Source organism: Micromonospora eburnea (genome assembly GCF_900090225.1).
Taxonomy (GTDB): domain Bacteria; phylum Actinomycetota; class Actinomycetes; order Mycobacteriales; family Micromonosporaceae; genus Micromonospora; species Micromonospora eburnea.
Map to the genome: position 1 here is coordinate 6,256,258 of NZ_FMHY01000002.1, position 11,321 is coordinate 6,267,578.

Below are 11,321 nucleotides of genomic sequence, written 5' to 3' on the forward strand. Positions count from 1 at the left end.
TCCGCAAGACTCGTCGCGATCACCTGCGACGGTAAGAGCCTAGTATCTCGCCGGGGAGGAGGTCGATCGTGCTCCGACAGCAGGATGTGGGACACCGGATCGTGGTCCGCCGGATTGTGGGGATTCGCGAAGGCCGCCCCCTGTTCACCGACGCTCTCGGCGAGTTGGTCGAGCTGAGCGAGACCCACATCACCCTGGCCACCGATAGGGGTCGGCTACGGGTCCCGGTGGGCGAGGTGCACCGGGCGAAACGGGTGCCGCCGGCCCGCCGACCGACCGCCGCCGCCGTGGTCGCCCTGGAACTGGCCGCCGACGAGGCGTGGCCCGCGCCGGTCCGCTCCCGGCTCGGCGGCTGGCTGCTGCGCGCCGCCGAGGGCTGGACCGGCCGGGCGAACTCGGCGCTGCCGGTCGGCGACCCGGACCGACCGCTGCCCGACGCGCTCGACGCCGTGGAACGCTGGTACGCCGACCACGGCCAACCCGCCCTCGTGAACACCCCGCTGCCGCTCGCCGCCCCGGTCGGCGCGGAGTTGGACGCCCGGGGCTGGGACACCCGCCCGCCGGTGCTGGTACAGACCGCCCCGCTCGCCGCGCTGCCACCCGCCCGGGTTGACCTGCCACCGGTCGAGCTGGCCGACTCGCCGTCGGACGCCTGGCTCGCCGTCGCCGCCGCGCGCAAGGGCAGCCTGCCGGACGTCGCCCGGCACGTGCTCACCGCCGTGGACCGGGTCCGCTTCGCCCACGTGTACGCCGACGGCCGGCTGCTCGCCGCCGGTCGGGGCACGGTGACCGGCGGTGGCCGCTGGCTGGGGCTGACCTCGATCGAGGTGCTGCCCGAGGCACGCCGGCAGGGACTGGCCGGCCGGGTGATCCGCGCCTTGGTCGACTGGGGCGTCGCGGAGGGTGCCACGCAGGCGTTCCTCCAGGTGGAGCAGCGCAACACGCCGGCGGTGAACCTCTACCGGGGGCTCGGCTTCACCACCCACCACACCTACCTGACGCGGGTCGCCCCGGCCTGAGCGCGGGTCAGCGGCGGACCACCTTGCGCGGCTTCGTGGCCTTCAGCTCGGCGTACCGCTTGAGCTGTCGGGAGCGGAAGTCCCGGCCGAGCGCGGTGAGCGTCAGGTAGCCCACCAGCACGCCGGCCGCGGTGGCCGCCAGGTAGAGCCAGATCTGGGCGAAGAACGTCCCGGCGCCGTCGGCGAACGGGCTCTTGCCGACCAGCAGCGGGCCGACGAACAGGGTCAGCGCCAGCGCCACCCCGATCGCGGCGGCCAGGTCGCCGGCCAGGCGACCAGTCGGCCGGTCGCTGCCCCAGCGGAACGCCAGCACGGCGAGGATCAGCCCGATGACCAGGAACATCGCCAGTGTGACCCGGTCGGCGGCGGTGTCGTCGTCCGGGAAGCCGAACTTGATGACCAGCCGGGCCACCGCGTTCACCACGAACAGCGCCGCCGCCAACACGCCGACCGCGCCCCACCGCTCCCTCATCGCACGCCTCCACCGTCGCCGCCCGCCCCGACGGCGGACTCTTGGCAGGAATATGTACCACCACGACCGGTGCGGCGTCAGCACTCAGGAGGCGGTCGGCGGCACCACGATCTGCCGGAAACCCAGCACCGCGAAGGTGATCGCGCCCGCCAGGATCATGCCGAGGCCGAGCAGGTTGTCACCGGTGAGCACGAGGTCACCCTCGGCGGTCTTGAAGCTGCCCGCGGCGATCACCACGAACCAGGGCACGGCGGGCAGCGCCACCGCCCAGCGCGTACCGACCGCGGCGTGGGCGAACCAGGCCACCAGAACCGTCAGCACCACCACCGCGGCGATCCCGCCGACCGCGAGCGAGGTGCCGACCACCGTCTTGGACAGGCCGGCGGGCCGGCCCTTGACGACCTCCCAGGCCCAGGTGGCGAAGAGCAGGTTCAGCACCGCAGCGAGCAGACCCGCCCAGACCGACACGACCCCACCGCCGATCCGCAGGGCGGCGTCGGCCGGCCCCGGCCGCGCGGGCGGCTCGGCGGGCGGCGACTCGGGGGTGACCGACATCGGTACGGCCGGCAGCGTCACCGGAGGCCGGCCACCGCGACCGGGGACCGCTCCGGCCCGTCCAGCGACAGCCCGGCGAAGAGGTCGTCCTCCCAGCCGTACGGGCCGTGGCCCGGCCCCTTCTCGCCGACCGCGAGGGTGAAGTATTCCACCCCCATGAACTCGGCGCCGAAGTTGCCGGCGATCGAGTAGAGCCAGGAGGTGGCCGGGATCTGGGTGGCGTGGGCCCGCATCGCCGCCTCCTTGGCGGCGTGCTGGTCGGTGGCGTCGATGCACGCGGCGATCTCCGGGTCGGGCGTGCCGAACGGCAGGTCGTCGACGCTGTCGATGCCGGCGAACGGGTTGTCGGAGGCCTCGGTGAACGAGTTCAGGCCGGCCTCCAGCACGCTACGCGGCATCGCCGTCCAGTAGACCTTCGCCGGGGCGATCCCCTCGGCGGCGGCCAGCTCGACGGCGCGCATCGCCACCCGGTGCGCCTGGATGTGGTCGGGGTGGCCGTAGAAGCCGTTGGCGTCGTACGTGATCAGGACCTGCGGGCGGACCTCGCGCATGACCTCCAGCAGTTGCCCGGCGGCCTCGTCGAGGTCGGCCTGCCAGAAGGCCCGGGGGTGCTCGTTGGTGGCCAGGCCCATCATGCCGGAGTCCCGGTAGCGGCCCGCGCCACCGAGGAAGCGGTGGTCGGTGACGCCGAGCGCGGCGCAGGCGGCGGCCAGCTCGCCGAGCCGGTAACCGCCGAGCTGGTCGGCCTCGGCCGCGGCGAGCTGGGCCAGCTCCGGCACGTGGATCTCGCCCTCCTCACCCAGGGTGCAGGTCACCAGGGTGACGTGGGCGCCGGCGGCGGCGTAGTGCGCCATCGTCGAGCCGGTGCCGATGGACTCGTCGTCGGGGTGCGCGTGGACCAGCAGGAGGCGTCGGTCGGGCAGCGTCGTCACGACGGTCACTCTATCCGGCAGTCCTGCCCCGGCGATGCTTACGCGTCCGCCCAGGTCGGCCACATCACGCCCGACCCGCCTCTACGATCTACAGGCGTGGACTTTCCCGAGCTGGCCGCCCGTACCCGTCGGTTCAGCCACGGGGCGCCGCGCGCCGTCTCCGTCGCGGACGACGGCTCCCGGGTGATCTTCCTGCGCTCGGCGGGGCCGGAGGACCCGGCCGACGCGCTCTGGCTGCTCGACGTCGCATCGGGCAAGGAGAGGCTGGTCGCGGACCCGGCGGTGCTGCTCGGGTCGGACGGCGAGCCGGCCGCGCTCGCGCCGGGGGAACGGGCGCTGCGCGAGCGGCTGCGCCTCAGCACCTCCGGCATCGGCTCGTACGCCCTGGACGCGGCCGGCCGGGTCGCCGCGTTCGCGCTGGCCGGCCGGTTGTTCCGGGCCGACCTGGTGCACGGCGACGTGGTCGAGGTGGCCACGGTCGGCCCGGTGATCGACCCGCGCCCCGACCCCACCGGCGAACGGCTGGCCTACGTCACCGACGCCGCCGAGGGGGTCCGCCGGGGGCAGCTCCGGGTGGTCGAGCCGGACGGCGCCGACAACCTCCTCGCCGGCGAGGACAGCGGCGTGACCTGGGGACTCGCCGAGCACATCGCGGCGGAGGAGTTCGGCCGCTACCGCGGCTACTGGTGGGCCCCGGACGGGCGCACCGTGCTGGCCGCCCGGGTGGACGAGTCCCGGCTGCCGCACTGGCACCTGCACGATCCGGCCGACCCGGCGAGCCCGCCGACGACCATCGCGTACCCCCGGGCGGGCGGGCCGAACGCGCAGGTCAGCCTGCACCTGCTCGACCTCGACGGCGGCTGGGTCGACGTGCACTGGGACCGCGAGACCTACCCGTACCTGACCTCGGTCGGCTGGGCGGACGGCGGGCCGCTGATCACCGTGCTGCGCCGGTCGCAGCAGCACGGCCTGGTGCTGGCGGTGGACCCGCGCACCGGGGAGACGCAGGTGCACGCCGAGCTGGCCGACCCGCGCTGGGTGGAACCGATCCCCGGTACCCCGGCGCACCTGCCCGACGGCCGGGTGCTGGTCGGCGGCGAGCTGGCCCACGACGGCTACGACGCCCGCTGCCTGTTCGCCGATGGCACCCTGCTCACCCCGCCCTCGCTGTACGTGCGCCGGGTGGTGGGGCGGCTCCCCGGCGGCGGCAGCGCCCCGGCGGACCTGCTGGTGGAGGCGAGCGAGGGCGAGCCGAGCCAGCGCCACCTCTACCGCATCCGGACGGTGATCGGCGGCGGGGTGGACGCCCGCCGGATGGGCAGCGACCCGGGCTGGCACACCGGCGCGATCGGCGGCGCCACCCTGGTGGTCGGCACCGCGTCGCTGGAGCACCCGGGCACCCGCTGGTCGGTGTGGCACGGCGACCGGGAGGTGGGCGAGCTGCGCTCGCTGGCCGCGACCCCGCCGTACGCGCCGCTCCCGATCATGGTGCGGGTGACCGACCGGCGGCTGCCGAGCGCGGTGCTCTATCCCTCCGAACACGTCAAGGGCACGAAGCTGCCGGTCCTGCTGGACGTCTACGGCGGGCCGGGGCACCAGGAGGTGGTCGCCGCGCGGGCGGCCTGGCTGGAGCGGCAGTGGTGGGCCGACCAGGGCTTCGCGGTGGTCACCATCGACAACCGGGGCACCCCGGGCGTCGCCCCGTCGTTCGAGAAGGCCATCCACCGCCGGGTGGCCGACGTGATCCTGTCCGACCAGGTGGACGCGCTGACCGCGCTCGCCGGCAAGCACCCGGACCTGGACCTGGCGCGGGTGGCGGTGCGGGGCTGGTCGTTCGGCGGCTGGCTGGCCGGGCTGGCGGTGCTGCGCCACCCGGAGCTGTTCCGCTGTGCGATCGTCGGCGCCCCGGTCACCGACTGGACCCTGTACGACACCGCGTACAGCGAGCGCTACCTGGGGCTGCCGGAGGACGGCATGGACGTCTACGCCCACCATTCGCTGGTCGAGCTGGCCGCCGAGCCGGTCGGCGACCCGGCGCAGGCCCGGCCGATGCTGCTGGTGCACGGTCTGGTCGACGACAACGTGCTGGCCGCGCACACGCTGCGGCTCTCGGCGGCGCTGCTGGCCGCCGGCCGGCCGCACGCGGTACTGCCGCTCACCGGGGCCACCCACATGGCCACCGGCGGCACCGCCGAACGCCTGCTCAAGCTGGAACTCGACTTCCTCCGCCGGAGCTTGTAAGGAGGGGCCCCTTCTTAACGCCTGCGGTAGAGCAGGGGCCCCCTCTTAACACCGAGGTTAAGAAGGGGCCCCTGCTTTCAGGCCGTTACTGCTTGACGAACGCGTTCACGAAGGAGACGTTGCCGAAGATGCTCTCGATGAAGAGGCCACCGGCCTTGGAGCCGTGCAGGTTGAAGGACACGTCCGCGTAGAGCGGGACCGCCGGGGCCACCTCCTCCATGATCTTCTTGTCCAGCTTGGCCCACTCAGGCGCCTGGGCGGCCGGGTCGATGGCCAGCACCCGGTCGAACTCGGCGTTGATCGTGTCGCTGTTGACGTACGACGTGTTGCTGTTGCCCGCGGGCTTGATGTTGCGGCCGTCGAAGAGCACCGGCAGGACCGCGGCACCGCTGGGCCAGTCAGCCGCCCACGAGTCGAGGTAGATGTCCCACGCGTTGTCCTTCTTCTTGACGTCGTCGAGGTAGGAGTCCGCGGGGGTCGTCTTCACCGTGATCTTGAAGCCGGCCTTCTCCAGGTTGTTCTTCAGCTGGGTGCCGAGCCGCTGGTTCAGGTCGTCGTCCCGCACGGCGAGCACCAGCGGAGTCTCCTTGCCGCCGAGCAGCTCCTTGGCCTTCTCGGGGTTGCCGTTCGGGCCGGCCGGGTAGGCGTCGTACTTCTCGAAGCCGAGGGTGGCCGGCGGGAGCAGCGTGGTCAGCGGCGACGCGACGGCCTCACCGCCGAGCGCCTTGATCAGGCCTTCCCGGTCGATCGCGTAGTTGAGCGCCTGGCGCACCTTGAGGTCAGTGACCCGCTGGGTGTTGATGGTGAGCCGGTTCGCGCTCGGCGTCGGCGCGAGCAGCGAACGGCTCTTGAGCGCCGCGTCACCGAGCACGCGCGAGATCAGCGAGGCGGGAACCGTGTTGAAGGCGACCGCGCTCTGGTCCGGGCCGTTGTCGGCGACCATGCGGTTGGCCTGCGCGTCCGGCGTGGTGCCGAACGACCAGACGAACTTGTCCGGGTACTGGTGGCGCACCGGGTCGGTCTTCGGGTCCCACTGGTCGTTGCGCTCCAGCACCACCTCGACACCCGGCGTCAGCTTCGTGATCTTGTAGGGGCCAGAGGAGAACGGCTGGTTGTCCACGTTGACGCCGGTGTCCTTGTCCGGCGGCAGGGGTGCGGTGGCCGGCAGCGACGCCGCGAAGGGCAGGTCACAGTGGGCGGTCTTGAACTCGAACCGCAGGGTCTTGTCGTCCGGCGTGGTCAGCCCGGGGGGCAGGGAGCCCTTGTTGGCCTTGAAGTCCCAGACGGTGTCGTACTGCGCGCTGTCGGCCAGCCACTCCTGGATGTAGGTCGGGCCACCGGTGAGGTCGGGGTTGAACGAGCGGGCGATGCCGTACGCGATCTCCTTGCTGGTGATCGGCCGGCCGTCCTCGAACTTCAGCCCGTCCTTGATCTTGAATTCCCAGACCTTGCAGTCGTTGTTGACGTTCTTGCCCGGGGTCTCGGCAAGGTCGCCGACCAGGGTCAGGCTGCCCTTGCCGTCGTCCTTCCACGTGGTCAGATAGCGAGCGTAGAGCGGGGCCCCCATCAGCCCGGCGAAGGAGTAGACCCGCTGCGGGTCCAGGTGCGAGATCTGCGTCTCACGGAGGATGGTGAGGGTGCCACCCTTCGTCGCCCCCGACACCTCGGGGGCGGGGCCGAGCGAGTCCTTGGGGTCGGTCGCGATGACCCCGGTGGTCTTCCGCTCGGTGTCCACATCCGTCTTGGTGCCGGTGTTCTTGCTGCACGCGCCCAGTGCCAACGCCACGGCGAAGGCGCTGCCTGCGGCAGCGACCACTCTGGCTCTCATGATTCCGTTCCTTCCGGCCTTCCGATTTGAAGGAAAGCTTCGCTCAATAGCCCATGAAGGTAAATTTCAATCGAATAACGGGCCGGCAACAATCCCCCGATCACCCGAGCCGGATGCGGGGATCGATCGCCGCGTAGAGCAGGTCCACCACGATGTTCGCCAGCACGATGAAGAACGCGGAGATCAACACGGTGGCCATGATGGTCGGCAGGTCGCCGAGCCGGACGGCATCCACCGCCGTCCGCCCCAGACCCCGGATGCCGAACGTGGTCTCGGTGATGATCGTGCCGCCCAACGCCGATCCGAGGTCCAGCCCGGCGATCGTCACCATCGGCGTGATCGCCGCGCGCAGCGCATGCCGGCCGTACACCTTTCCCTTGCTCAGGCCCTTCGCCCGGGCGGTGCGGACGAAGTCCTCCGACAGCGTCTCCAGCATCTGGGCCCGGGACAGCCGGGTGTAGACGGCGGAGAAGAGGAAGGCCAACGACCACCAGGCCAGGACGAGACCGCCGGCCCATTCGAGCGGATCCTCGAGTATCGAGGTGTAACCCGGCGTCGGCAGGATGTGCAGGGTGTAGACGAAGACGAGTTGCAGCACCGCGCCCACGAAGTAGAGCTGTAGCGAGGCCCCGGTGAGGGAGAAGCCGACCGCCAGCCGGTCCAGCACGGTGCCCTTGCGTAACGCGGAGACCATGCCGAGGCCGACGCCGAGGACGAGCCAGATGATCGCTGCCGGGATGACGATGCTCAGGGTCACCGGCAGCACGCGGGCGAACGTGTCGCTGACCGCCTCGCTGTTGACGTACGAGTAGCCCAGGCACGGCGCGTCGCACTGCCCGCCCTGCGCGCTGCCCAGGTCCCGGCCGACGAAGATGCCCTTCATGTAGTTGAGGTACTGCTCGGGCTTGGGGTCGTTCAGACCCAGCTCGTCGCGGACCCGCTCCAGCCGCTCGGTGTTGCAGTTCTTCGGGCACATCCCGGTGACCGGGTCGGCGGGGAGTGCGAAGAACATCAGGAACGCGACGATGCTGACCGCGGTGAGGGTCAGCACCGCGGTGAGGATGCGCTTGATCAGAAATCGCACCATGTCACACCTCTAGCGAGACGACTTCGGGTCGAGCGCGTCACGCAGCGCGTCACCGAACAGGTTGAAGGCGAAGACGAGGACGAAGATCGCAACGCCGGGGAAGAAGAGGTACGCGGGATCGGTCTGCATGAAGTCGATGCTCTTGAAGATCATGGCACCGAAGTCGGGGGTCGGGTCGACCATGCCCACGCCGAGGAAGGAGAGCGCGGCCTCGCTGGTGATGTACGCCGGCAGCGCCAGCGAGAAGGAGACCAGGATCGGAGCCCAGATGTTCGGCAGCAGCTGCCGGAACGCCATGTGCAGCAGCCCCGCACCGCTGGCCCGGGCCGCCTCGACGAACTCCCGCTCGCGCAGCGAGATCACCTGGCCGCGTACCAACCGGGCGGTCGCCGTCCAGCCGAAGGCCGCGAAGATACCGATGATCACCACCATCTTGAACCAGTCCGGCGGATTGTCCCGCGGGCCGTAGAAGCGCAGCGCCACGGTCGGCACCACCGCCAGCGCGAAGATCAGGTACGGCAGGGCCAGCGTGAAGTCGATGACCCACCCGATCACCGCGTCCACCCAGCCGCCCAGGAAACCGGCGACGACGCCGAGCACGATGCCGGTGCCCGCGGTGATGATCGCGGCGGCGAAGGCGATGAGCAGCGAGGTACGGATCCCGTAGATCAGCCGGATGAAGATGTCCCGGCCCAGTTGCGGCTCCAGGCCGAACCAGTGCTCGCCGGAGACCCCGCCCGCGTAACCGAGCGGCATGCCCGTCCCGTCGAGCTGGTCCTGGAACTGCTGGTACGGCCCGACCCCGTACAGCCGCTCGATGAGGGGTGCGGCGAGCGCGATGACGAGGAAGAGCGCCACCGTCACGCCACTGATGATCGCGGTACGGTCGCGCCGCAGCCGGGCCCAGGCGAGCTGCCCTGGCGAGCGACCGACGAACTCCTTCGCCGTCGCCTCGGGCGCCGCGTCGCCGGGCGTCCGGGGCCCCGCCTCGCCCAGCGCCGTGTCGTCAACCGGTGACAGGCTCATAGCGTCTCCCCATCACTGTCATGACCGCCGGCCTCCGGGAAGTGGCAGGCGACCGTCTGCGCCCCGCCGTCCCGCCGCACCAGTGCCGGCTCCTCGTTGGCGCAGCGTTCCTGCGCCTTCCAGCACCGGGTACGGAACCGGCAGCCCGACGGCGGGTTGAGCGGGGTCGGGACGTCACCGACCAGCCGGATCCGCCCGGAGGTGTCGGTCTGCGCCACGTCGGGCACCGCGGACAGCAGTGCCCGGGTGTACGGGTGCTGGGGCCGTTCGTAGATGTCGTCGCGGTCGCCGACCTCGACGATCTTGCCGAGGTACATGACGGCGACCCGGTGGCAGAAGTGCCGGACCACGGCCAGGTCGTGGGCGATGAACACGAACGCCAGGTCGAGGTCGCGTTGCAGATCGCGCAGCAGGTTGATGACCTGGGCCTGGATGGACACGTCCAGGGCGGAGACGGGCTCGTCGGCGACGATGAGTTTCGGGCGCAGCGCGAGGGCGCGGGCGATGCCGATACGTTGGCGTTGCCCGCCGGAGAACTCATGCGGGTAACGGTTGTAGTGCTCCGGGTTCAACCCGACCAGTTCAAGGAGCTCCTGCACGCGTTTCTTGATCCCGCCGGGCGGGTTGACGCCGTTGACCTGCAACGGCATGGCCACGATCCGGCCGACGGTGTGGCGGGGGTTCAGCGACGCGTACGGGTCCTGGAAGATGATCTGCAGGTCCTGCCGCAGCGACCGTAGCTCGCCACGGCGGGCGTGGGTGATGTCCCGGCCGGCGAACTCGATCGACCCGGCGGTCGGTTCCAGCAGCCGCACCAGCATCCGCCCGGTCGTGGTCTTGCCACACCCGGACTCCCCGACCAGGCCCAACGTCTCACCCGGACGCACCTCGAAATCCAGGCCGTCGACCGCCCGTACGGCGCCCCTGGCCCGGAAGCCCTCCCGCACCGGGAAGTGCTTGGTCAACCCGCGCACCTTCAGCAGTGGTTCGGTCATCGGGGGCCCACCTTCGCTCGCGACCGCGGTGCTCCGCCGCGCTACGTTCCTCGCGCTCACCGAGCGACTCCCACCTGGGCGATGTCCTGCTGGTAGAGCCGGGTGCGTTCCTCGGCGGGCAGGTGGCAGGCGACCAGGTGGCCCGCCTCCCCGGCCGGGCGCAGCTCCGGCACCACGGTGCGGGAGCGGTCGCCGTTGCGGCCGGCGTAGCGGCAGCGCGGGTGGAACGCACACCCCGACGGCAGATTGATCAACGACGGCGGATTGCCCCTGATCGGCACCAGATCCGCGTCCGCATCACCATGCAACGACGGCACACTCGACAACAAACCCCACGTGTACGGATGCTGCGGCCGACGCAACACCTGCTCCACACTGCCGTACTCGACCGCCCGACCCCCATACATCACCAACACGTCATCAGCCACCTGACTGACAACACCCAGGTCATGCGTGATCAAAATGATCGCCGACCGGAACTCCGCCTGCAGATCCGCCAACAGATCCAGAATCTGCGCCTGCACAGTGACATCAAGAGCGGTGGTCGGCTCATCCGCGATCACCAGATCCGGATCATTCACCAGAGCCATCGCGATCATCGCCCGCTGCCGCATCCCACCCGAGAACTCATGCGGATACTGATCGAACCGCTTCCCCGGCTGCGGAATCCCCACCCGACCCAACATGTCCACCGCCCGCTGCCGGGCCTCCCGCCGACCCGCCCTCGGATGATGCACCCGATACGCCTCAGCGATCTGCCGACCAACCGTGTAGTACGGATGCAACGCCGACAGCGGATCCTGGAAGATCATCGCCATGTCCCGGCCCCGCAGCCGCCGCACCTCCTCCTCCGGCAACCCGACCAACTGACGCCCACCCACCGAGATCTCCCCGGTGATCCTGGCCCGCTTCGCGTTGTGCAGACCCAGCACCGCCAACGACGTGACGCTCTTCCCCGAGCCCGACTCACCCACGATCCCCAGCGTGCGGCCCCGCTCCACCGAGAACGACACCCCGTCCACCGCCCGGACCACACCGTCCTCGGTGTCGAACCGCACCCGCAGATCCTTGACCCGCAGATAGGGACCCTCACCGGAGCGCTGCTCCGGGACCACGGGGCGGTCCGGTTCCCCGGACGGCGCCGACTCCGACCTGCCCACGACCGC

The 11,321-nt window shown here is 71.0% G+C and carries 10 protein-coding genes; 2 read left to right on the top strand and 8 right to left on the bottom strand.

Annotated features, from left to right (window positions below; genetic code table 11):
- Nucleotides 1-68 precede the first annotated feature (68 nt).
- Nucleotides 69-1,019, top strand: coding sequence for a GNAT family N-acetyltransferase (locus tag GA0070604_RS27140; RefSeq protein ID WP_091124709.1), 951 nt, complete (start codon nt 69-71; stop codon nt 1,017-1,019).
- A gap of 7 nt (nt 1,020-1,026) precedes the next feature.
- Here the strand turns inward: GA0070604_RS27140 and GA0070604_RS27145 are convergent, their stop codons facing one another.
- The 3 genes from GA0070604_RS27145 to mshB all read right to left on the bottom strand — a co-directional run bounded on the left by GA0070604_RS27145 (nt 1,027) and on the right by mshB (nt 2,987).
- A complete protein-coding gene (locus GA0070604_RS27145) occupies nt 1,027-1,491 on the bottom strand; it encodes a hypothetical protein (RefSeq protein WP_091124713.1) in 465 nt (154 codons plus the stop codon).
- 84 nt (nt 1,492-1,575) lie between these two features.
- Nucleotides 1,576-2,046, bottom strand: a complete 471-nt coding sequence (locus GA0070604_RS27150; protein WP_208602358.1) for a hypothetical protein — start codon at nt 2,044-2,046, stop codon at nt 1,576-1,578.
- A 17-nt stretch (nt 2,047-2,063) separates the two neighbouring features.
- On the bottom strand, nt 2,064-2,987 hold the full coding sequence (gene mshB / locus GA0070604_RS27155) for an N-acetyl-1-D-myo-inositol-2-amino-2-deoxy-alpha-D-glucopyranoside deacetylase (protein WP_208602176.1): 924 nt from the start codon (nt 2,985-2,987) through the stop codon (nt 2,064-2,066).
- A gap of 87 nt (nt 2,988-3,074) precedes the next feature.
- On the opposite strand from mshB, the gene GA0070604_RS27160 reads away from it, so the two are divergent.
- Complete coding sequence (locus tag GA0070604_RS27160; protein WP_091124723.1) at nt 3,075-5,219, top strand: S9 family peptidase; 2,145 nt, start codon at nt 3,075-3,077, stop codon at nt 5,217-5,219.
- An 85-nt stretch (nt 5,220-5,304) separates the two neighbouring features.
- Here GA0070604_RS27160 and GA0070604_RS27165 read toward each other — a convergent pair whose 3' ends face one another.
- From GA0070604_RS27165 to GA0070604_RS27185, 5 genes are all read right to left on the bottom strand, one after another.
- Nucleotides 5,305-7,047, bottom strand: coding sequence for an ABC transporter substrate-binding protein (locus tag GA0070604_RS27165; RefSeq protein ID WP_091124727.1), 1,743 nt, complete (start codon nt 7,045-7,047; stop codon nt 5,305-5,307).
- A 100-nt stretch (nt 7,048-7,147) separates the two neighbouring features.
- Entirely contained in the window at nt 7,148-8,134 is a 987-nt protein-coding gene (locus GA0070604_RS27170; protein ID WP_091124730.1) for an ABC transporter permease, read from the bottom strand.
- A 9-nt stretch (nt 8,135-8,143) separates the two neighbouring features.
- The gene (locus tag GA0070604_RS27175; RefSeq protein ID WP_091124733.1) at nt 8,144-9,160 is read right to left on the bottom strand and encodes an ABC transporter permease; all 1,017 of its coding nucleotides are present in this window, start codon (nt 9,158-9,160) and stop codon (nt 8,144-8,146) included.
- Nucleotides 9,157-10,155, bottom strand: coding sequence for an ABC transporter ATP-binding protein (locus GA0070604_RS27180; RefSeq protein WP_091124737.1), 999 nt, complete (start codon nt 10,153-10,155; stop codon nt 9,157-9,159). The genes GA0070604_RS27175 and GA0070604_RS27180 overlap by 4 nt, the downstream gene beginning before the upstream one ends.
- 56 nt (nt 10,156-10,211) lie before the next feature.
- The gene (locus GA0070604_RS27185; protein ID WP_091124740.1) at nt 10,212-11,315 is read right to left on the bottom strand and encodes an ABC transporter ATP-binding protein; all 1,104 of its coding nucleotides are present in this window, start codon (nt 11,313-11,315) and stop codon (nt 10,212-10,214) included.
- Between the last annotated feature and the right edge of the window lie 6 nt (nt 11,316-11,321).

What these genes read in the sequence shown, in the direction of transcription:
- GA0070604_RS27170 (WP_091124730.1), bottom strand. Translation starts at nt 8,134, where the DNA reads ATGGTGCGATTTCTGATCAAGCGCATCCTCACCGCGGTGCTGACCCTC.
- GA0070604_RS27150 (WP_208602358.1), bottom strand. Translation starts at nt 2,046, where the DNA reads ATGTCGGTCACCCCCGAGTCGCCGCCCGCCGAGCCGCCCGCGCGGCCG.
- GA0070604_RS27165 (WP_091124727.1), bottom strand. Translation starts at nt 7,047, where the DNA reads ATGAGAGCCAGAGTGGTCGCTGCCGCAGGCAGCGCCTTCGCCGTGGCG.
- GA0070604_RS27180 (WP_091124737.1), bottom strand. Translation starts at nt 10,155, where the DNA reads ATGACCGAACCACTGCTGAAGGTGCGCGGGTTGACCAAGCACTTCCCG.
- GA0070604_RS27175 (WP_091124733.1), bottom strand. Translation starts at nt 9,160, where the DNA reads ATGAGCCTGTCACCGGTTGACGACACGGCGCTGGGCGAGGCGGGGCCC.
- GA0070604_RS27145 (WP_091124713.1), bottom strand. Translation starts at nt 1,491, where the DNA reads ATGAGGGAGCGGTGGGGCGCGGTCGGCGTGTTGGCGGCGGCGCTGTTC.